Below are 22,902 nucleotides of genomic sequence, written 5' to 3' on the forward strand. Positions count from 1 at the left end.
CGGAGATAACACATGTTTGAACCGATGATGGAAATGTCTGACGATGCAGTAATTAAAGTCGTTGGAGTTGGTGGCGGTGGCGGTAACGCTGTTGAGCACATGGTACGTGAATCAATCGAAGGCGTAGAATTCATCAGTGTTAACACTGATGCACAAGCACTTCGTAAAACAAGCGTGAGCAGCGTGATCCAAATTGGTGGTGATATCACTAAAGGTTTGGGCGCTGGTGCAAACCCACAAGTAGGCCGTGATGCAGCTCTCGAAGATCGAGAAAGAATTAAAGAAGTTCTAACTGGCGCCGATATGGTATTTATCGCAGCTGGTATGGGCGGTGGTACTGGTACAGGTGCTGCTCCAGTTATTGCTGAAGTTGCGAAAGAGTTGGGTGTGCTAACGGTTGCTGTTGTAACTAAGCCATTTAGCTTTGAAGGCAAAAAACGTTTAGCGTTTGCTGAGCAAGGTATTGAAGAGCTTTCTAAACATGTGGATTCTTTAATTACGATTCCAAATGAGAAGCTACTTAAAGTACTTGGCCGCGGCGTAACTCTGCTAGAAGCTTTCGCAAGTGCCAATGATGTACTTAAAAACGCTGTACAAGGTATCGCTGAGCTAATTACTCGCCCTGGTATGATTAACGTCGATTTCGCGGATGTTCGCACCGTAATGTCTGAGATGGGTCATGCAATGATGGGTAGCGGTATCGCAAAAGGTGAAGACCGTGCTGAAGAAGCTGCTGAAACGGCAATTTCTAGCCCACTACTAGAAGACATCGACCTAGCTGGCGCACGTGGCGTTCTTGTGAACATCACAGCAGGCCTAGATATGCGTCTAGATGAATTCGAAACAGTAGGTAATACAGTTAAGGCATTCGCATCTGATAACGCAACAGTTGTGATTGGTACTTCTCTAGACCCTGATATGACGGATGAAATCCGTGTAACTGTTGTAGCAACAGGTATCGGCACAGAGAAAAAACCAGACATTACATTAGTTGCTGGTGGTAAAGCTAAGGTTGCACCAACTCCTCAACCACAAGTTGCAGCTCAAACTGCACCAAAAGTGGAAGAGAAAGTGGCACAACCATTGCAAGAAAAAACTGAGGTTAAACCTCAAGTTAAGCCGCAGCCAACAACGTCACCTGTTTCTTCAGGTACAGGCGCTAGCCAAAGTGCAGCACCTAAGGCTGAGAAAGAGAGTGGATACTTAGATATTCCAGCATTCTTACGACGTCAGGCTGATTAACAAATACCCAAAATTTGACTATCGTCGAATTAATGGTAAAATTCGCGGTCGGTAAATACTGACCGTGATTTGTAGCACTGATAACGAGGCAAGCAGATGATCAGACAACGTACTCTGAAAGAAATTGTGAAAACAACTGGTGTGGGTCTCCACTCTGGTCGTAAAGTCACACTTACTCTTCGCCCGGCAGCTGCAAATACAGGTATTGTTTATCGTCGTACAGATGTAAATCCACCTGTAGATTTCCCAGCTGATCCAGCGTCAGTTCGTGACACTATGCTATGTACAGCTCTTGTTAATGACGAAGGCGTACGTATCTCTACAGTGGAACACCTTAACGCAGCTTTAGCGGGTATGGGCATCGACAACATTATTGTTGAAGTAGATGCACCTGAGATCCCAATTATGGATGGTAGCGCAAGCCCATTCGTATACTTGCTACAGCAAGCGGGTGTAGAAACACTGAATGCAGCGAAGCGTTTTATTCGTATCAAAAAGCCTATCCGTTTTGAAGATGGCGATAAGTGGGCAGAATTTGTTCCATTTAACGGCTTCCGTATGGACTTTGAGATCGACTTTAACCACCCAGCTATTGAATCTGATGAGCAACGTTTGTTGTTTGATTTCTCTTCACAAGGTTTTGTGAAAGAAATTTCTCGCGCTCGTACTTTCGGCTTCATGCGCGACATTGAGTATCTACAATCTCAAAACCTAGTACTTGGCGGTAGCTTTGATAATGCTATCGTACTGGACGAATACCGAATTCTTAATGAAGAAGGTCTACGTTTTGACAATGAGTTCGTAACTCATAAAGTACTAGACGCGATTGGTGACTTGTACATGTGTGGACACGCTATTATTGGTGAGTTCCGTGCATACAAATCAGGTCACGGCCTAAACAACCAACTACTACGTGCAGTACTTGCTGACGCAGAAGCTTGGGAATGGGCAACATTCGAAGAAGAAGTAGGCTCTCCTGTTGCATTTGCTGAGCCAGGAATGGTTCTAGCGTAATTGTTGTTTACAGCAATATAAGATTTCGAAAACCAGGTCATTGACCTGGTTTTTTTGTATCTATTTTCCAGATACAGTGTCGTCAACATCCGAAAGTTGTCTCCCAATGAGCTGCAGTCTGGCTAATCCATCAGCAATTAGAAAGAAAAGTTCCAAGCACATCAAACAAATGGGGTTATAAATGGTTGTTGGTGTGAAAATTACTTACACTAAAGGGCATTAATTTTAACTCAAGCCTTGAAAACTCTACTCTCAAGTACAATATCAAAGATACTAGATTTATCTCAGTATCCTTGGTTAGTAACTGAAGACTAGTTCATAGCTAGTAGAGACACTGACGGCATTTAAAATAGATCGCGGACGATCTGAGAACGAAGAGATTCCAAGCACATGATTACTAAGCTGCTGACAAAGGTAATTGGCAGTCGCAATGACAGAACACTGCGCCGCCTTAGAAAAATTGTAAAAGAAATTAATAACTACGAACCAACGTTTGAAGCTCTTTCAGACGAAGAGCTAAAAGCAAAAACGGTTGAGTTTCGTGAGCGCTTAGATAAAGGTGAATCGCTAGACCAACTTCTACCTGAAGCATTTGCTACGGTACGTGAAGCGTCTAAGCGTGTTTACGGCATGCGTCACTTTGACGTGCAAATGATTGGTGGCATGGTTCTAAATGCTGGCCAAATTGCAGAAATGCGTACTGGTGAAGGTAAGACTCTTACAGCAACCCTACCAGCTTATCTTAACGCCCTACCTAGCAAAGGTGTTCACGTAGTAACGGTGAACGACTACCTAGCGAAGCGTGATGCGGAAACAAACCGCCCATTATTTGAATTCCTTGGTATGACTGTTGGCGTAAACGTGCCAAACATGGCTCCACCAGAGAAGAAAGAAGCGTACCAAGCGGATATCCTATACGGAACAAACAACGAGTTTGGCTTCGATTACCTACGTGACAACATGGCTTTCCGTGCTGAAGATCGTGTTCAACGTGAGCGCTTCTTTGCTGTTGTCGATGAGGTTGACTCAATCTTAATCGATGAAGCTCGTACTCCACTTATTATCTCTGGCCCAGCTGAAGATAGTTCAGATCTTTACACGCGTATTAACACGTTGATCCCTAACCTTGAGCGCCAAGATAAAGAAGATTCTGAAGAGTACCGTGGTGAAGGTCACTACACCATGGACGAGAAATCGAAACAGGTTCACCTGACTGAAAACGGTCAAGAATTTGTAGAAGAGCTAATGGTCAAAAACGGCCTGATGGAAGAGGGTGACACGCTTTACTCTCCAACTAATATCAGCCTATTGCACCATGTTAATGCAGCGCTGCGTGCACACGTACTGTTTGAGAAAGACGTCGACTACATCGTTACTGAAGAATGCGAAGTGGTTATCGTTGATGAACATACTGGTCGTACTATGCCAGGTCGTCGTTGGTCTGAAGGTTTACACCAAGCTGTTGAAGCTAAAGAAGGTGTGAAGATTCAGAATGAAAACCAGACGCTAGCATCGATTACATTCCAGAACTTCTTCCGTCTATACGAAAAACTGTCAGGTATGACAGGTACAGCCGATACAGAAGCTTTCGAATTTCAGTCTATCTACGGCCTAGAAACAGTGGTTATCCCAACCAACAAGCCTATGGTTCGTAACGATATGCCAGATGTGGTTTATCGTACCGAAGAAGACAAGTTCAATGCGATCATTGAAGACATCAAAGACCGCGTAGCTGCTGGTCAGCCATCATTGGTTGGTACGGTTTCTATCGAGAAGTCTGAACTACTGTCTAACGCACTGAAAAAAGCAAAAATTAAGCACAGCGTTCTAAATGCTAAATTCCACGAAATGGAAGCAGAGATCGTTGCACAAGCTGGTATGCCGAGTGCGGTAACTATCGCAACTAACATGGCTGGTCGTGGTACCGATATCGTGTTAGGTGGTAGCTGGCAGGCACAAGTTGAGAAGCTAGAGAATCCAACCAAAGAGCAGATCGAGAAGATCAAAGCTGACTGGAGAGTAATCCACGATAAAGTGCTTGAGTCAGGTGGTCTGCACATCATTGGTACTGAGCGTCATGAATCTCGCCGTATCGATAACCAGCTACGTGGTCGTTCTGGTCGTCAAGGTGATGCGGGTTCTTCTCGTTTCTACCTATCAATGGAAGATTCTCTGCTACGTATCTTCACATCGGATCGTATGGCTGGTCTTATCCAAAGTGGTATGGACGAAGGCGAAGCGATCGAATCTAAGATGCTTTCTCGCTCAATTGAAAAAGCACAACGTAAAGTTGAAGGTCGTAACTTCGATATTCGTAAGCAGCTTCTTGAGTACGATGATGTAGCCAATGACCAACGTAAAGTGGTTTATGAGCTTCGTGACGAACTGATGAGTTCTGACGACATCAGCGAAATGATCGAACACAACCGTGAAGATGTATTGGCATCAGTGATTGATGAATACATCGCACCTCAGTCTCTTGAAGATATGTGGGATATCGCGGGTCTGCAAGATCGTCTGAAGAATGACTTCGATCTAGACTTTGATATTCAAGGTTGGTTAGACGAAGACGACAAGCTTTATGAAGAAGCATTGCGTGAGCGTATTCTTGGTATGGCGGTTGATTCGTACAAACAGAAAGAAGAAGTGGTTGGTGCTCAAGTACTGCGTAACTTCGAGAAATCTGTGATGCTACAAACGCTAGACGGTCTTTGGAAAGAGCACTTGGCTGCGATGGATCACCTTCGTCAAGGTATCCACTTACGTGGTTATGCTCAGAAGAACCCGAAACAAGAGTACAAGCGCGAGTCGTTTGAACTGTTTGAAGGCCTACTAGATGTACTGAAAACAGACGTTGTTACCATCCTTTCTAAAGTGCGCGTTCAGCAACAAGAAGAAGTTGAAAAGATGGAAGCTCAACGTCAAGCTCAAGCTGAAGAAGCGGCGCGTCGTGCACAAGCGCAACATGCAACAGCTGAAAACCAGTTAGCTGACGATGAAGCTGAAGCGGCATCTCCACAAACGGTAGTGCGTGACGAGCGTAAAGTTGGCCGTAACGAGCCATGCCCATGTGGTAGCGGTAAGAAGTACAAGCAGTGTCACGGTAAAATCGCGTAAGTTTAATGAATCGTTGCTGTAGCGCATGATAGCTGCGTTGGTGGTACTCACTTACAGTCGTAAGCTCCGTGCCACCGCCTTGCTCTCATACAAAAACTGACAAATAGAATATAAAGAGTCGCTTAGGCGGCTCTTTTTGTATGTAAATTTCATGGCTTACTTTGTTACGCAAGGAAGTTGTCATTCCCTATAGCGAGGAGCGAGCGTAGTAGGGAATCTTGTTTAGTTAGGCTCGCGTAGTTTTAGATCCCCAACTCAGTCGTTCCTCTTTCTTGAGGATGACGTATTTAGGGACTATGTGAGTTCAGCGTTTTATTAAGGAACACCATCAATGAAAAGAATCCATATCGTAGCGGGTATTATCTTCAATCAAGATAAGTCACAGGTCTTTATCACTAAGCGTCCAGATGACAAGCACAAAGGTGGCTTCTGGGAATTTCCAGGTGGCAAGGTTGAAGAGGGCGAAACTATTGAGCAAGCGATGACTCGCGAGCTTGATGAAGAGGTCGGTATCAAGGTGACCGAGCAGTCTCTGTTTGAGCATCTTGAATTTGATTACACGGATAAGTCACTTAAGTTCGATTTCATTCTCGTGACTGATTTTGAAGAGCAGCCTTATGGTAAAGAAGGTCAGCAAGGTGAATGGGTAAGCCTAGAATCATTGAATCAATACGCCTTCCCAGAGGCAAATGTGCCAATTTTAGAGCGAGTAATAAAAGAGTTTTCGTAATTGCTAGCCTGAGTTTGAGATTGTTGTTAGTTTAAAGAGATTAATCGATTGAACGTTGCTGCAAGAGATAAGTGGCAACGGTAACCAAAACAATGGAGATATTCGCAGTGGTAAGAATTGCAATTGCAGGAGCAGCGGGCCGCATGGGCCGCAACTTGGTGAAAGCCGCTCATCATAATTCAGAAGCAAGTGTTGGAGCTGGTTCAGAGCGTCCAGAGTCATCTTTGGTCGGCGTAGATGTCGGCGAGTTATGCGGTGAAGGTCGTTTTGATGTTGCTTTAGTCGATGATTTGTCTAAAGCCATCGAAGAGTTTGATGTGATTGTCGATTTTACTGCCCCTGTTAGCACATTAGCGAATATTGAACTTTGTAAACGTCACGGTAAAAAACTGATCATCGGTACAACGGGCTTCTCTGAAGAAGAGAAGCAGGTGATTGATGCTGCTTCAAAAGAGATGGCTATCGTAATGGCACCTAACTACAGCGTTGGTGTGAACCTGGTCTTTAAGCTGCTAGAGAAGGCCGCTAAAGTGATGGGCGATTACTGTGATGTCGAGATCGTTGAGGCTCATCACCGTCATAAAGTCGATGCACCGTCAGGTACTGCGATTGGTATGGGCGAAGCTATTGCGGGTGCTATGGGCAACGAGCTGAACGATGTAGCTGTATGGTCACGCGAGGGTATTACTGGCGAGCGCACTAAAGATGAGATTGGTTTCGCGACGATTCGTGCCGGTGACATTATTGGTGAACACACCGCTATGTTTGCTGATATCGGTGAACGAGTGGAAATTACCCATAAAGCCACTGATCGAATGACCTTTGCTAATGGCGCAATCAAGGCCGCGGTTTGGTTAAATGATAAACCAGCAGGCTTTTATACCATGACGGATGTGCTTGGTTTGAATGACCTATAAATAGATATTTATGCGCTGGCAATTGCCGGCGCTTTCTTTATTTGGTGCCTTTTCCTTAGTAATCTCACTTCTCCGATCTTCCTTCTACTTTCTTCTTATCGCCTTTTTGACTCCATTTCTATGCTGTTTATGTGGTCTTTAGTATGTTTTTTGTTTTAGATCTTTAAATTGTCATGTTTTCTCTTGGTATTTATCGATTGCGTTTTGTTGCTGATATTTTTATCACTCTATGGTTGGCTAAAATGAGGGGTGAAAATTAGAAAATCGTAATATTCGAGCTAAATGCGTATGAAAGTTGAACTTTTGGAGCTTTGAGGGGGTAAATTGAATTAGTCCTTACAAATGTTTAATTTCTTTTGAGTTAAATGTTGACACGTATCACGCAGATCACTAAAATACCGCCAATTTGTCTAATTTCCATAAACACGCAGTTTTTGGTGTTGCAGGAAGGTAGATTTGCAAATTAAATCAATTTTAATGCATTTTTATTTCTGGAGGTTGTCTTGAAGAAGTCAGCACTACTCGTCCTAGAAGATGGGACAGTATTTCACGGTGAAGCCATTGGCGCTGTAGGTTCTGCAGTTGGTGAAGTCGTTTTTAATACCTCGATGACGGGGTACCAAGAAATCCTCACTGATCCTTCCTATTCTCAACAAATCGTTACCCTTACTTACCCTCACATTGGCAATACCGGAACCAATTCCGAAGACGAAGAATCTTCTTCAATCCACGCTCAAGGCCTTGTGATTCGCGATCTCCCTCTAATCGCTTCTAACTTCCGTAATGAACAATCCCTTTCTGATTACCTTAAGTCGCAAAACGTTGTTGGTATCGCTGATATCGATACTCGTAAGCTGACGCGTATTCTTCGTGAAAAAGGCGCACAGAACGGTTGTATCGTAGCTGGCTCTTCAGTAAACGATGGAAACCTAGACGAAGCTCTAGCTCTTGCTAAAGCAAAAGAATTCCCTGGCCTGAAAGGTATGGACCTTGCGAAAGAAGTTACAACAAAAGAAGCGTATCAATGGAAACAAGGTTCGTGGACGCTTACGGGTGGACTTCCTGAAGCGAAAGCAGACTCAGAATTGCCATACCACGTTGTTGCTTATGACTTCGGTGCAAAACGAAACATCCTACGAATGCTTGTTGACCGCGGCTGCCGCCTAACGGTTGTTCCTGCTGAGACTTCAGCTGAAGAAGTACTTGCTCTGAACCCAGACGGTGTTTTCCTTTCAAATGGCCCTGGTGACCCAGAACCATGTACTTACGCAATTGAAGCGACAAAAGTGTTCCTAGAAAAAGGCTTACCAATCTTCGGTATCTGTCTAGGTCACCAGATTCTTGCTCTTGCGTCAGGCGCTAAGACAGTGAAGATGAAGTTTGGTCACCACGGCGCAAACCACCCGGTTAAAGATTTAGATCGTGATGTTGTGATGATTACTTCGCAAAACCACGGCTTTGCTGCTGACGAAGAAACCCTTCCAGAGACACTACGTGCAACGCACAAATCACTATTTGATGGTTCTCTACAAGGTATTCACCGTACAGACAAACCAGCATTCAGCTTCCAAGGTCACCCTGAAGCGAGCCCAGGTCCAGAAGACGCAGCGCCGTTATTCGACCACTTTATTGAACTAATCAAACAGCACACAGCGTAATTCGGAGTAGTAGACAATGCCAAAACGTACTGACATTAAAAGTATTCTTATTCTAGGTGCTGGCCCGATCGTTATCGGCCAAGCATGTGAGTTCGATTACTCTGGTGCTCAAGCTTGTAAAGCGCTTCGCGAAGAAGGTTACCGAGTTATTCTTGTGAACTCGAACCCAGCGACAATCATGACTGACCCAGACATGGCAGATGCAACTTACATCGAGCCTATCCAATGGGAAGTTGTGCGTAACATCATCGCTAAAGAGAAGCCTGATGCAGTTCTACCTACTATGGGTGGCCAAACTGCATTGAACTGTGCTCTAGACCTAGAAAAGCACGGCGTTCTTGAAGAGTTCGGTGTTGAAATGATTGGTGCAACGGCTGACGCTATCGATAAAGCAGAAGACCGTTCACGCTTCGATAAAGCAATGAAAGCAATTGGCCTTGAGTGTCCAACTGCTGATACAGCGAAAACGATGGAAGAAGCTTACAAAGTTTTAGACATGGTTGGCTTCCCTTGTATCATTCGTCCATCGTTCACGATGGGTGGTACTGGTGGCGGTATCGCTTACAACAAAGAAGAATTTGAAGAAATCTGTCGTCGTGGTTTGGATCTATCTCCAACTAATGAACTTCTTATCGATGAATCACTTATCGGTTGGAAAGAGTACGAGATGGAAGTGGTTCGTGACAAAAACGACAACTGCATCATCGTATGTGCGATTGAAAACTTCGACCCAATGGGTATTCACACAGGTGACTCAATCACTGTGGCTCCAGCTCAAACGCTGACAGATAAAGAATACCAACTAATGCGTAACGCATCTCTAGCAGTACTGCGTGAGATTGGTGTTGAAACAGGTGGTTCAAACGTACAGTTTGGTATCAACCCGAAAGATGGCCGTATGGTTATCATCGAGATGAACCCACGTGTATCTCGCTCTTCTGCACTAGCTTCTAAAGCAACAGGTTTCCCAATCGCTAAGATTGCAGCGAAACTGGCTGTTGGCTTCACGCTAGACGAGCTAATGAATGACATCACTGGCGGCGCAACTCCAGCATCATTCGAACCAACAATCGACTACGTAGTAACTAAGATTCCTCGTTTTAACTTCGAGAAGTTTGCAGGTGCTAACGACCGCCTAACGACGCAAATGAAGTCGGTTGGTGAAGTTATGGCTATCGGCCGTAACCAACAAGAATCTCTACAAAAAGCACTTCGCGGCCTAGAAGTTGGCGCGACTGGTTTTGACGAAATGGTAGACCTAGACGCACCAGATGCTCTAACGACTATCCGTCACGAACTTAAAGAAGCTGGCGCAGAGCGTATTTGGTACATCGCTGACGCATTCCGTGCTGGTATGTCGGTAGATGGTGTATTCAACCTAACGCAAATCGACCGTTGGTTCCTAGTTCAAATCGAAGACATCGTTAAGCTAGAGCAAGAACTTAAAGCGAAAGGCTTTGCTGGTCTAAATAAAGACGAGCTAAACAAGCTTAAGCGTAAAGGTTTTGCTGATGCGCGCCTATCTAAGATTCTAGGTGTAGCGGAAAGCGAAATCCGTCGTCTACGTGACCAATACGATATCCACCCGGTATACAAGCGTGTAGATACGTGTGCAGCTGAGTTCTCTTCAGATACGGCTTACATGTACTCATCTTACGATGACGAGTGTGAAGCAAACCCAACAGACAAAGAAAAAATCATGATTCTAGGCGGCGGTCCAAACCGTATCGGCCAAGGCATTGAATTTGACTACTGTTGTGTACACGCATCACTAGCGCTACGTGAAGATGGCTACGAAACTATCATGGTTAACTGTAACCCTGAGACAGTTTCTACAGACTACGATACGTCTGACCGTCTGTACTTCGAACCAGTAACTCTGGAAGACGTACTAGCAATCGCTCGTGTTGAGAAGCCAAAAGGCGTTATCGTTCAGTACGGTGGTCAAACGCCACTTAAACTGGCACGTGCTCTTGAAGCTGCTGGCGTACCAATCATCGGTACTAGCCCAGACGCAATCGACCGTGCAGAAGACCGTGAGCGTTTCCAAGTTGCTGTAGACCGTCTAGGCCTACTTCAACCAGAAAACGCGACAGTAACAACAATGGAGCAAGCGGTAGAGAAATCTCGTGAAATCGGCTTCCCACTGGTTGTACGTCCTTCTTACGTACTTGGTGGTCGTGCGATGGAAATCGTATACGACGAGCAAGACCTACGTCGCTACTTCAACGAAGCAGTTAGCGTATCAAACGAATCTCCAGTACTACTTGATAGCTTCCTAGATGACGCTGTTGAAGTAGACGTAGATGCGATTTGTGACGGTGAGCGCGTTGTAATCGGCGGTATTATGGAGCACATCGAGCAAGCGGGTGTTCACTCTGGTGACTCAGCATGTTCTCTTCCTGCATACACGCTAAGCCAAGAAATCCAAGACGTAATGCGCGAGCAAGTTGAAAAGCTAGCGTTCGAGTTGGGTGTTCGTGGTCTGATGAACACGCAGTTTGCTGTTAAGAACAATGAAGTGTACCTAATCGAGGTTAACCCTCGTGCAGCACGTACGGTTCCATTCGTATCTAAAGCAACTGGTGCGCCAATCGCTAAGATTGCCGCTCGTGTAATGGCGGGTCAATCTCTAGAGTCTCAAGGCTTTACGAAAGAAATCATCCCACCTTACTACTCAGTGAAAGAAGTTGTACTTCCATTCAACAAGTTCCCTGGTGTTGACCCACTGTTAGGCCCAGAAATGCGCTCTACTGGTGAAGTTATGGGTGTTGGTGCGACGTTCGCAGAAGCATACTCTAAAGCTGAATTGGGTTGTGGTAACATCTACCCAGAAGGCGGTCGTGCACTTCTTTCTGTTCGCGAAGGCGACAAAGAGCGTGTTGTTGACCTAGCATCTAAGCTATCTAAGCTTGGTTACCAGCTAGACGCAACTCACGGTACTGCGGTTATCCTTGGCGAAGCGGGCATCAACCCACGTCTAGTAAACAAGGTACACGAAGGTCGTCCTCACATTCTTGACCGTATCAAGAACAACGAGTACACGTACATCGTGAACACTGCAGCTGGCCGTCAAGCGATTGAAGATTCTAAAGTTCTTCGTCGTGGTGCACTTGCTGAGAAAGTTAACTACACGACTACGCTAAACGCTGCATTCGCGACTTGTATGGCGCACACTGCAGACGCGAAAACGTCAGTAACTTCAGTTCAAGAGCTACACGCTCAGGTTAAAGCTTCTCAAGCTTAATCGCCTAAAGTGTATCGCTGATATGCGGATATAAATGCTCAAAGCCCACTCCTCGGAGTGGGCTTTTTTATGTCTGTTATTCCGCGGTAGCTTAATGATGAATATTTGGAATAGGTTAGAATCTTGTGTTTCGTTATTGCTCGTCTGCTGTGAGTGGTAACTTGTCGCTACACAGGACTTTAAGGCGTTGGGTATATGGAAATCACTCTAGAAATATTGGCTATCTTGTTTGTTGTTGCAACGGCAGCAGGCTTTATTGATGCAATGGCTGGCGGCGGTGGGTTACTGACTCTACCTGCATTGCTAGCGGCTGGAGTTCCACCGACGCAGGCATTGGCAACTAACAAACTCCAAAGCTCATTTGGCAGCTTCTCTGCGAGTTGGTATTTCGTGCGCAACGGTATCGTCAGCATCAAAGAGATGCGCCTTGCTATCTTTTGTACCTTTATTGGCTCTGCAATTGGCGCTGAGTTAGTCCAGCACATTGATGCGAGCCTACTGACCAGTGTTATCCCACTGCTGCTTATCGCTATCTCTCTCTATTTCCTGTTGGCACCCCAAACTAGAGCGTCTGAAGGAAAACAGAAGATCTCTGAGGCGATGTTTGCTCTGTGTATTGGTGGCGGCGTGGGTTTCTATGATGGCTTTTTTGGCCCAGGAACAGGTTCTATCTTCACCGTCTGCTTTGTTGCTATTGGTCACTTCTCGTTAGTCGATGCTACGGCGCGTACTAAAGTACTTAACTTTACCTCGAATATCGCTGCCTTGATTTTCTTTATTTTGGCTGGCTTGCCTATTTGGGAGTTGGGATTAGTGATGGCGGTCGGTGGATTTATGGGCGCTCAGCTTGGCGCTAAAGTGGTGGTGACAAAAGGGCAAAAATGGATTCGCCCTCTTGTGATCGTGATGTCGATGCTAATGGCGTCTAAACTGCTTTGGGAACAGCATCAACAATCGATTCTATCAGTGTTTTAACTCGTGGAGACTGATAGCTATTCGGTCTGACACAGATATGAATCGGCCGAATTAAGCCTGCTAATTCGGTGAAGCTATACAGATATTGAGACTCAATATTGAGTGTTTTTACGATAGAGAGCGGGATCAACGCTGGCCCAGTCCCGCCCAATGCAAGTTGCGCCGCTGCGGTGTAGGCATCCATCTCCATCAAGGGTTTGATACCAAATTTTTCTAATACAGAAAGTTGATAAGAATTGGCTGGATTGGTCATGTCGTTAGTGATGACCATTGGAGGGAGATCCGTTAGCGGCGACTTACTAACTATGTAAAACGGTTCATCAAAAAGATGGAAGGTCATCAACCCATGATGTGGTGGCAGTAAGCCAGCACACAACCCCAAGGTCGCCTTGCCGGACTGCACCCGTTCGATAATTCTCGGCGTGTGGTTGGTGGTAATGGTGATGTACTTATCTTGCTGGATAAATTGGCCCATCATCTCACCTAAATAACCGGCTATCAGAGACTTAGTGCTGTCTAGGGTGATGAGAGTGGTATCTTCCAACTCTTGCTGTTCATAAATAAGCCCACGAAGTTCATTGAATGTCGGGCCAATACTCTCGATTAATGCTATCGCATCTGGCGTGAGTTTTATCTGTCGGCCACTCGGTTCAATGAGCTTTTTACCTAGCTTCTTTTCTAAATTCGCAATCCGTTTGCTGACCGCTGATTGGCTGATATAAAGCAAACTGCCTGTGCGGCTCATGGTCTTTGCTTTACTCAATACCAGTAGAGTTTCGATTCCTTCGAGTAGCATTGGGTTATATTCATGAAAGTTGGGAATGATTGTTTCAACTTACCTCAAACAACATTCATTCTCTAGTCTTGAGATCATAGATATCAATCAAGCTAGGAGTTTTGAAGCTAGCCCGTCAGCTAACTAGTTAGTTTAGGTTCTCTTAACTAGACTCGCGATGCGCTGACCAAAATAGAAAGCAGTCTGAAGATCGTTACTGTTGATGTGACTATTGGTGCTATCTGCCGTCTCATCTTCACTGGCGACCAAACCAATGCTTGACCCTGTGCGATTCAAACCTAAGTCATCAATGTGCTTTGAGATATCAAGCCCAGCCCAAATCATGCCGTGCTGACAGGCCAGAGTGAAAAAGCTCAACAAGGTTTGTTGCTGCTCACCGTTAAGGCTGCCGCCAGTGGTAAAGCCTGCTGCGAGTTTATTTCGCCATGCTTTCTTACAATAGCTATCACTACTTGCATCCATAAAGCTCTTAAACTGCGCGGCTGGTGAACCCATATAAGTCGGGGAGCCAAAGATAATGGCGTCACAGCTGTCTAATGACTTGAGCTTATCATCATTGTCATACCTTCCTTCGACCACTTCAGAAGATAGCACTTCGACAAGGAGTACTGAGTTAGGTTGTTGAGTGTTAATGCCTTCAGCGATTGTCTCAGCAACTTGCTTAGTTGCTCCATTCTTAGAGAAGAAAACAATGCCCACTTTACCAATACTCATCTTGAACTCCCTTTTGCCAATGTTAGTAAATACATTTATTTATAAAGCTATTTGTTTATTAATATAGCCTGCGAATTAGATAAGTAAACAAAAAACATTACTAACCTCTTGGCTAATGGACTAACTAAATTGAGTGTTAGGAAAAGAAGGGATCTTTGAAGAGTGGAAATAGAGGGTATAAGTGATTTTAAACGTGATTAAAAAAGGCCCCTTTGCGGAGCCTTTCTCTTTGTAACGATAGCTTATTTGATGGCGAAGGTCGGCAATGATAACTTCCAGATATATCGTAGAGCGATGGCACTGAGTTGTTTTAGCTATTTCAGGAATTGCTGATAATTCATGCTACAACTGCTTGTTTCTTTGGTGAGAAGAGCGCACTACTTTCAGCAGTTGTCGTCTTCTACACCTTCCCATGAGTGTCGCAGTTATTATCTGAAATCGGGGTCATTAGTAATTGTGAATATTAATACTCGAAATACGTTAGCTACCAAACGGCATTAAACTGGACAAATGGCCCATGCCAAATATCAGAGCGTTCGTAGGCTAACTCATAACCATTATCGTCTCCCTTGGCATCGCCATACATTGGTATCAGCATATCTGCTTTTGCACGGTACCCTGCTTGCAATGAGAAGCCTGCAGCGCGCATCGAGTGGAAGCGTTTTTGCCAAATGTAGCCAATCTCTAACTCACCTGTTAAAGCTAAGCGATTATGACCACTTAATTTTGCATGTCGATCACCCGTAGCTGCCTCTAAAGCATCACGGTCTACAGATAACTTGCTCAGACCAATACCAATACCAATATCATTGTAAAAGCGAGAATAGCTGGTTTCATAACGTGCACCGTACGCAGCCTCGTTATAGCCAATCTTAAACATGTAAGATTTAATATCGAAGTTTTCATCGAATGCAGTTCCGGCGATACGTCCATTTCTATCAAAAAAGCCGACTGCACTCGGGGCATGGTAGTCACTGTAAGAGAAGCCCCAGTAGCCGCCGCGTTCACCCATCAGTAGAATAGCAATGTTGGTATATTCAGTTTCAAACGTAAATGGTTCCAGAGTACCGTCGACATCACTGTAGTGAGCTACACCACCTGATTCTAGAGTGTCAAATTCGAGGCGAAGCGTATTTGCACCATCAAAGAAACCATGAAAATCAACCATACCAGTGAGCATCTTTGTACCTTTTGATACGTTGCCATTACTGTGATCTTTGCCTTCGTTGGTCAACTGGCGTAAAGAAATTTGTGTCTCACCAATTCGACCTTGGAAGTAGTAAGTTTCCATGTTTTCATCGTTCATACGATAAGAAGTCTTTGCTACTGTCTCTTTATTGTTGTCTTTTATTCGCTGATTAATGCTCCAGTCTGTGTGCGTTAAACCATAACCTGCTAGCAAATCTATTTTGGCTGGGTGGCTATAGCGTAAGAACTGGTCCTCAACGTTATTTTGAAGATCATCGAGGCTGATTTTCCACGACTGACGATCTCGCATAGAGGTGTTTTTGGCGCGAATGACCACATCACGCCCTGCAACATAAATCTCTGGTTCATGACCGATATTAACTTCAGCACTATTGAAAAAATGTCCCGCTCTAGGCTCATGACCATCTTGGAAATAGTAAAGGTTAAGGCCTTTGTTAAGCACGTTAATGTACTCGTAAGCAGCCACTATCGTGCGGCTTCGGTTTTCAGGGTAAACCGTTAACACCTGATTGCTGTCACTGCGAGGGTGGAAGTAGCTTAACGTCTTGTCCCATGCCGTATCTTCATAGCTCATCAGTTTGTAGACATTGGTTGTATACAGGTTAAAGCTGTCACGACCGACAAACGCGATAGCAGTTGTACCAGCAAGGTTGTTATTAACCGCGCCAGCAAAGGATGATTCAGGCAGCGTAAACTCGCGCTCGTATCCTGGTCCTCGCATGTGAACAACATCATCTTTTGCACAGACAAGAATACCGTTGTGCGTAATCGTCATTTCAGCTTCAGTAGCGTAACGACACTGTCGAACACTCTGTTGTTGCTTCTGACCTTTAGAGTTGACGCGCATATAACGATGGCGATTTCTGCCTTTTTCATTTTTATAAGGCTCTCGTACAATTGCCCACGAAATATCACGGTAGTAAGCACTAACAAAGATGCTAGAGCCCGGATTAAAATTACCTGAAATAACTCTGCGGTCATTGGAGACAAGATCGACACGACAGTCTTTTTCACAGCTAGGGTTGCGCTTAGCCAGACGATAGCTTGTTGCGCCCGTTGACGCCGCATACTGCTTTTGGCTTTGTGCGTTTTTTTCTAACGGTGCCGTAAACTCGTACGCGAGTGTTTTTGTGCTTACGAGTAAAAGGCTCAAAATAATAAGTTTGTACATTTTTGGTACTACCAGATGGGGCAAGGCTCAGTGCAGTGCCCTAGATATTGTTTATCGTTTAAATTAAAGTTTGCTAGATAGACGTTCTAACTGTTGCTGCTTTTTAAATTCTTCGTACATAGCTGAACGATCCATTGGATCGATCAGGCCGTCGTCTGCTAATTCATCGATGACATCCACAAGCTGGGCATCAGACAATTCCATTAGCACACAAAATTGGCTTTGGTCGTTAATATTCACGAGCGCGGATTCTTTTAGTCTGCTGTGTTTTAACAGCGCAGAGGTGGTTTGTTCAGAGACCGATGAATAGGTGTTGTCAGCGGAATCCGTCGCTTGACGAGATTGCTCTAGTGCTACAATAGAAGTCTCTAGTGAGCGTGCGATATTCACGCGAGCTTGGTGAGCAGCATGGTTACGATCAGTGGTAAAGTTGCCTGTATCAGCCGCGCAAGCGGATTCCCAAATACCACTCTCTTGATTCTTGTCAGGTGTAAAAACCCAATCTGGTGTTGATGAACATCCACTGATAGCCAATGTCATTGCAATAGACAAAGTAATTTTTTTCATAGTGTTTCTCTAAATAGCGTTTTGATTATTTTGTTGAGCGTAACCGCGCATCTTATTGCGCACTTTTGGAAGATAATTGCGAGTTTCTTCGTAAGGTAAGTGCTGAATAAGGTGCTGATAAACTTGTTCTGACGTCATCTTGTTGATAACAGGTGCAGCACCTGCCATAGTGCGGTGACCAAAGGCACGAGCGACATTGCCCGAGCCAGTGTTATAGGCAGCAATCACGCACCATAAGCGGCTCTTGGGGTCAGTAACTTGACGTAGATAGCGACGATCTAGGATCTGAATGTAAGCAGTCCCAGTCTCTATATTGGTACGCACATCATAGAGTTCGTTCGGGTTCATAGGCTTGTCAATTTTACGAACCAGTCGGTTAACATCATGACCAGCTGTTTGTGGTACGACTTGCATCAAGCCATAAGCAGGAACTGGTGATTTTGCCTTAGGATTGAAATGCGATTCTGTATGTGTAATTGCCATGAGAAGCGCCTCATCGGCATTCTGTTTCTGGCTTTCGACTCGGATGAGTGGCTGATAGCGTTCTGCACGAGCTGCAACCGAGTTGGTTGGCAACGGTGCTTCAAAATCATAGACACGGTTTGATACACGCTGGAACTCAACATTTGCTTGTGATGCTTGTACTTGAACTGCTTCAAGTCGCCGTTGTTCATTTGCTTTCAGAGCGGCTTGTTGCTGCTGAGTAAATGTACTCATTCGTGCTGAAGGTTCAACTTGTGAAAGAGCGTCGGAATAGCGACTCATCTCAATCAGCTGTCGTTCTGTTTGAGCACGGATTTGTGCCTCTAAGGCTGTTTGTTGGTCTGCATCAATTTGAGGGGATCGAGAGTGGATGTTAGATGAATCAATCTCTGGAAGCTCAACCATTCCCAAATCATTGAGCAGCTCTTGATTCGCTACTAGCATGTCGTGCATTCGTTCACGCAGCTGAGTCATATCTTCTTGCTCATTTTTGTCATTCGACAAGTGAGAAAGTGAGAGGTGATTACTTTCGAGATCAACAACCAGTTTGGTCTCTTGGTCACTATCGAATAGTACGACCGTTTTACCTGACTCAAATTGGGCTTCACCCCATTGATTCAGCTGCTGGTGCACCTCGTTGTCAAGCAAGTCGAAGTTATCGATTTGCCACTGATTAAAGGCGCTCAACTGCTCCTTATACCATTGTTCAAACTCTTGTTGCTGGGTTTGATACCACTGCTCAAATTCTTGTGAGTCAATACCAGGTGTTGCGAGCGGGGCAGGGGAGTAAGTAACGCTCAACATAAGAGCGCAAAGGCTTAGTTTTGCATGTTTCATTCGTTACTCCACAACAATATGATAGTCGTGCACAATCTCAACTTGAGCGTTGCGATTAGGCTGATGAATACTTAAAGCTGGTACCAAGTATTGCGCGAGCTTTGCGGCTGTGTGAGGGTACCGAAGAGTCAAAACAACATAGTTGTTTTCCTGATGGATCCGCACGTCCCTAGCCTCATCGATTACGCCAATAAGACTGACGAGCTGGGCTTCATTTCCTACCTTACTTGGTTGAAAGAAAACCTTATGCTGTGGGCCACCAAGTTCAAACAATTTCAACAAGACGTTATTTAGCTGCTTATCAATTTCGTTAAGCGAGTTGGCGTTCGCAAAGTGAGTATTGATAAGCTGCTGTTTGGAGCTGTTAGACTTATTTAATGCAATCAATGATGGCTCATTTTTCCAATGACCAAACTGCTGACCTGATGGGTCATTGATATTGACTGATAAACTCAGTTGCTGGCCAGTGACTGATTCTGGATAGTCTGTTTGAACGTTAAGGGTTAGCGCCGATTGCTTACTATCAGTCACCACTCGCTCACCGCGTAGGCTGAGTATTTGGCTCAGTTTGTCAGCCACTTTCTTATCGTCCGCATCGATATAGAAAGCAGGCTGCTCAAGGTAGGCTCGAATAATACTATTTTTTTGTTTCTCGTTTGGCTCACGAAATGACAGGTTAAACGTTGCCTTAACGCTACCATCGGATTGCAACGACTTGTCCAGTTGCTGCCAGTTTTCTAGTAGCACAATGCGAGTCGCTACGTTATTTTGACGAACGGCTACTACTGTGTGGTGATCATTAGCGGTCAAGACGTTAATCTGCTCGGCAGAGACAAGCCAATTAAAGGCACTTGATAGCCCTTTGGTTATCGCATCTATCAGTGCTTTCTGCTCTTCATTACCACTGACATTGGCCGCATTGCGACTGTCACCCATAACCAGAGCAGAATGTGCCTCCTCTTCGCCCCAAACCACAGAGTTGCTATCAATCTGAGTTCCTGCATCACTGTGCAAGCTTGCTTTGACACAGGTATCACTCCCGAGTAAAAACGCGTCAGAAAACACAGGCGTAACCTCACCCAGTTCAAGCGCGTTAATAAGTGATTGACGTTTTTCACTATCAAAAGTCGCCAGCAGTCGATCAAAGTCGCCAGAAGAAAGCTGATCATTTGATGGTGCAGTTAGAAATCGCGTCAATGAAGTCGTCGCGTCTGATTTTGCGTCTTTAATCGCTTGCGCGCCACGGCCCCAAGCACAGCCTTGCTCAACGAGGGAGCCAGATCGCGCTTGGTGCTCAAAGTGAATGCCTTGTCCATGTGCTAATGACGCAGTGATGAGTAGTATGGCAGGGCTACTCACCAGTGTGGTCAACGTTAGTTTGTCCATGTGCTTCGTTCTTCCAAGAATTGCTGTGGAACACCCACACTGACGGCAAATAGCTGTCGATTACGGTCCGGTTGGTAGATACCCTTTTGCGCTTCACTTTGGATATTTTTCGCAATGTTGTCGTTTTTCCAACGGACCATATTGCCTTGTGCGCTTTGCATACTAGGCGTCACAGAGGCAACACCAATGGGTTCAACAAATCCCGCTGAATATTCAAAGATCACCATTGTTTCATTTGGCAAAATACCTGCATTTTGGCCACGGTCTAATGAGATCTGATTTCCCCGAATACCCAGCACTTGCGAAGTAGCGGGCATCTCGGTTAGTAAACGGCTCAGCATGACGTCGAAGCTGCGAGTGGCCATATCAGCCATCACACCACTGACATCTTGCGGGCTAGTGTAATTAAAGCCTCGGTAGTAATTACCGTTGACAATAATCGATGCGAAGTCACCCTTAGGGCGCACATCAAAGTTGGAGGTCGTTGTACGGCCAATATTTGGATAGCTCAGACGCTCGCGAGTGTAAGGGTCAATAAAGCCTGTGCTCATGTCCATTGATGAGTGAAATAGTGATTGCTCCGCACCGAACATCATGTCGGCTGATTTAGTGACATCAATGGCCATCACGTAATCTGTCGATACTGCCGCACGTTGGCTGTTGCGCTCAGCAACTTGGTTTGCGCCTTCTTCCGCTAAAATACGCTCAAGTGATTGATTGACAGCGTCACTATCCGCAGTGATGATTCTGAAGCGGTTTACACCAGCAAATTGGTTCTCCAGAGCAGCAACTAAGCCATCGACGTTGAAGGCATTAATGCTGGTGTGGAGCTCATCAAATACTTTACCTGAGCTTTGTTGCTCACCACGATTAAGTTGCGTATTGATATCATTAAAGTGAACTCGAATCGTTTTGCGTGCAAGCGGGCAACGTGAGTCTGTTTCAACCGCCTCATATGAACAAAACTGAAGACCTTGGGTATTAAAGTAAGCAGGCACTTGGATATCATCATCAGAAAAGTCATGTGCAGATTTACCAACGATAACATTCGAACTCGAGGTCGCTTGGTTGGCTTTTGAAACGGTTTGTGAAGGCTGTGTAGACTGGCACCCAGCGATTGAGACTAAGCCAAATAGTGCGACCGTGGTTTGAAAGCGCATTATGATTTTACCTTCTGTTTGATGTGGTTATCGTAAGCTTGAATTTGCTCAAGGGTCGCTTTGTCCAACTGAATCATGTCGTTGGCAAGTTCGATTAAAGATTTGCGTTCACGCATTTCATCAAATGCGGTACCAGCTTTTGTGCTAATCGGTAAAAGGACTAAAGGCTCATCCCAAACCAGAAGACTTACTTCCGCAGAAAACCCCAATAAATCAGCGGTTAATTCTTCGTTTTCATTCATGATTCGACGTAAAGCGAGCTGGTAGCGTTCTATCTTGGGGCGAACCCGATCAGAATTAGGAAGTAGAGCATCGAATCGCTCGATTTCTGCATCAAACTCTTCACCGTTTAGGTGTCGATTACTATGAATAAAGCCAGCGACGTCAGCGTACTCTTGTTGGGTTATATTGAACTGTTCGACAACTCGACATTGACGGTGTTGAAGTGAAACCATAGCGCGAGAAATATTGTCAAAACCGCGTCGAATGCTCGTGAATTCGGTTCCCATCTCTTCGCATTGTGTTTTTACATCATTGAGTGTGAGCTGACGATCTTCAAAGGCGATTTGCTCAGTAGAGGGGGACGCACAACCCGCGATTGCTAGCACGGTTAACACGAATCCAGTCTTTAATTTCATTATTTTTCCCTACCTAAAAACAATTCGTAGAAGGTGTGTTGGTTTATTTTGGTCAAAATGGTGTTGCTTGCTTGCTCTTTTGCGATGATCACATCGTTCGCAATCGCCCGCTCACTAAACTCAATTTGTTGAACAACTTTAGAGAGATCCTGAGGTTCCAATAGCTTCAAACGTATTGTCTTGTGCGAGACTGCTCGATTGTGACTATGGCCTTGCTTAGAGAGTGATTCGATATAAATTGGTAGACCGTTATCTTGATCAACCACGAACTTATGAGTGAGTGCATTAGTGACTTGCTGAGATAAAAGGTCTCCAGCAGTTAAGAACTTAACGGGCGTTTGACTGATGCGTTCGTTTATACGCACTTCACTTTGGTGGTAGTCCTGCAATAAAGAACTCGCTTGGTTTGGAGCTATTGAGGATAAAATCATCACACGATATTTATTTTGAGCTAATTCATCCCGAGCTTTTTCCATACGAAGAAAATTATCCCAGGATAGAATGTCATCACTAACCAGTTGGTCAAAAGACTTTAAACTGGTGCTCAGTTGAGTGGTCAGTTGCTGATACCATGTTTGCACATCAACAGAGAACTGATATTGACAAAGAACATCACCACAAGTTTGTGAGTGCAGAGATAGGTGGCTCACTTCAATTGGAATAGAAGAGATAGTGGATTTGTCTTCGAATAAACAATGGGTTTGGTCTGCAATAGTTTGGCAACTTGAAACAGTTTCAGCACTTACTTTGCTGAAGAGTTGCTTAGCAAGCTTGAATTGTGCTTGTTCAAAAGCGATATGTTCGCTTTCTGCTTTAATAGCGATTTTTTTTGGTGCTAAGTAATTTGCATTACTAGTGTTGCCCCAAAAAATCATGAAAGTGGCTAAACATGGTAAAATTAATTTTATATATTTCATATAAGATATCACCATAGGTTTTATATTATTTAAAGATTTACGGTGATCTTTTTAAATATATTTTTCATAGCAATAGGTAGTGACCAAAAATAATTTAGATAATTTTGGTCACCATATGTTATTT

At 44.6% G+C, this 22,902-nt stretch carries 17 protein-coding genes; 8 read left to right on the forward strand and 9 right to left on the reverse strand.

The window, feature by feature from the left end; all coding sequences use genetic code 11:
- Positions 1 to 12: 12 nt before the first annotated feature.
- From ftsZ to AB4486_RS16495, 8 genes are all read left to right on the forward strand, one after another.
- The gene (ftsZ, locus tag AB4486_RS16460) at positions 13 to 1,242 is read left to right on the forward strand and encodes a cell division protein FtsZ (RefSeq protein WP_017059291.1); all 1,230 of its coding nucleotides are present in this window, start codon (positions 13 to 15) and stop codon (positions 1,240 to 1,242) included.
- 96 nt (positions 1,243 to 1,338) lie between these two features.
- Positions 1,339 to 2,256 (forward strand): UDP-3-O-acyl-N-acetylglucosamine deacetylase, encoded by a 918-nt coding sequence (gene lpxC / locus AB4486_RS16465; protein ID WP_010434751.1) that lies wholly within the window; start codon positions 1,339 to 1,341, stop codon positions 2,254 to 2,256.
- A 390-nt stretch (positions 2,257 to 2,646) separates the two neighbouring features.
- Entirely contained in the window at positions 2,647 to 5,373 is a 2,727-nt protein-coding gene (secA, locus tag AB4486_RS16470) for a preprotein translocase subunit SecA (RefSeq protein WP_372117790.1), read from the forward strand.
- A 331-nt stretch (positions 5,374 to 5,704) separates the two neighbouring features.
- Positions 5,705 to 6,103, forward strand: a complete 399-nt coding sequence (mutT, locus tag AB4486_RS16475; RefSeq protein WP_017062897.1) for an 8-oxo-dGTP diphosphatase MutT — start codon at positions 5,705 to 5,707, stop codon at positions 6,101 to 6,103.
- 92 nt (positions 6,104 to 6,195) lie between these two features.
- Complete coding sequence (dapB, locus tag AB4486_RS16480) at positions 6,196 to 7,020, forward strand: 4-hydroxy-tetrahydrodipicolinate reductase (RefSeq protein WP_020628676.1); 825 nt, start codon at positions 6,196 to 6,198, stop codon at positions 7,018 to 7,020.
- A gap of 503 nt (positions 7,021 to 7,523) precedes the next feature.
- Positions 7,524 to 8,678 (forward strand): glutamine-hydrolyzing carbamoyl-phosphate synthase small subunit, encoded by a 1,155-nt coding sequence (gene carA, locus AB4486_RS16485; protein ID WP_010434758.1) that lies wholly within the window; start codon positions 7,524 to 7,526, stop codon positions 8,676 to 8,678.
- Between the two features lie 16 nt (positions 8,679 to 8,694).
- Entirely contained in the window at positions 8,695 to 11,925 is a 3,231-nt protein-coding gene (carB, locus tag AB4486_RS16490; protein WP_017059294.1) for a carbamoyl-phosphate synthase large subunit, read from the forward strand.
- 195 nt (positions 11,926 to 12,120) lie between these two features.
- Positions 12,121 to 12,900, forward strand: a complete 780-nt coding sequence (locus AB4486_RS16495) for a TSUP family transporter (protein ID WP_017059295.1) — start codon at positions 12,121 to 12,123, stop codon at positions 12,898 to 12,900.
- On the opposite strand, the gene AB4486_RS16500 is transcribed toward AB4486_RS16495, so the two are convergent.
- From AB4486_RS16500 to AB4486_RS16540, 9 genes are all read right to left on the reverse strand, one after another.
- Positions 12,851 to 13,696, reverse strand: coding sequence for a LysR family transcriptional regulator (locus tag AB4486_RS16500; protein ID WP_372117793.1), 846 nt, complete (start codon positions 13,694 to 13,696; stop codon positions 12,851 to 12,853). The two genes, AB4486_RS16495 and AB4486_RS16500, sit on opposite strands and share 50 nt — an antisense overlap.
- Positions 13,697 to 13,828: 132 nt before the next feature.
- On the reverse strand, positions 13,829 to 14,410 hold the full coding sequence (locus tag AB4486_RS16505) for a flavodoxin family protein (protein ID WP_136978391.1): 582 nt from the start codon (positions 14,408 to 14,410) through the stop codon (positions 13,829 to 13,831).
- 484 nt (positions 14,411 to 14,894) lie between these two features.
- The gene (locus AB4486_RS16510; protein WP_372117795.1) at positions 14,895 to 16,790 is read right to left on the reverse strand and encodes a hypothetical protein; all 1,896 of its coding nucleotides are present in this window, start codon (positions 16,788 to 16,790) and stop codon (positions 14,895 to 14,897) included.
- Positions 16,791 to 16,853: 63 nt separating this feature from the next.
- Positions 16,854 to 17,357, reverse strand: coding sequence for a hypothetical protein (locus tag AB4486_RS16515; RefSeq protein WP_372117798.1), 504 nt, complete (start codon positions 17,355 to 17,357; stop codon positions 16,854 to 16,856).
- A gap of 9 nt (positions 17,358 to 17,366) precedes the next feature.
- Positions 17,367 to 18,677 carry a transglycosylase SLT domain-containing protein gene (locus tag AB4486_RS16520; protein ID WP_136978396.1) on the reverse strand — a complete coding sequence of 437 codons (1,311 nt, stop codon included), beginning with the start codon at positions 18,675 to 18,677 and terminating at the stop codon, positions 17,367 to 17,369.
- Between the two features lie 3 nt (positions 18,678 to 18,680).
- Complete coding sequence (locus AB4486_RS16525) at positions 18,681 to 20,063, reverse strand: hypothetical protein (protein WP_372117801.1); 1,383 nt, start codon at positions 20,061 to 20,063, stop codon at positions 18,681 to 18,683.
- Positions 20,051 to 21,223, reverse strand: a complete 1,173-nt coding sequence (locus AB4486_RS16530; RefSeq protein ID WP_372075017.1) for a hypothetical protein — start codon at positions 21,221 to 21,223, stop codon at positions 20,051 to 20,053. The genes AB4486_RS16525 and AB4486_RS16530 overlap by 13 nt, the downstream gene beginning before the upstream one ends.
- Positions 21,223 to 21,861 (reverse strand): hypothetical protein, encoded by a 639-nt coding sequence (locus AB4486_RS16535; protein ID WP_372117803.1) that lies wholly within the window; start codon positions 21,859 to 21,861, stop codon positions 21,223 to 21,225. The genes AB4486_RS16530 and AB4486_RS16535 overlap by 1 nt, the downstream gene beginning before the upstream one ends.
- Positions 21,861 to 22,778 (reverse strand): hypothetical protein, encoded by a 918-nt coding sequence (locus tag AB4486_RS16540; protein ID WP_372075015.1) that lies wholly within the window; start codon positions 22,776 to 22,778, stop codon positions 21,861 to 21,863. Before AB4486_RS16540 ends, AB4486_RS16535 begins: the two co-directional genes overlap by 1 nt.
- Positions 22,779 to 22,902 lie beyond the last annotated feature (124 nt).

The sequence above is a fragment of the Vibrio sp. 10N.222.55.C6 genome (assembly GCF_041473395.1).
Classification (GTDB): domain Bacteria; phylum Pseudomonadota; class Gammaproteobacteria; order Enterobacterales; family Vibrionaceae; genus Vibrio; species Vibrio crassostreae_C.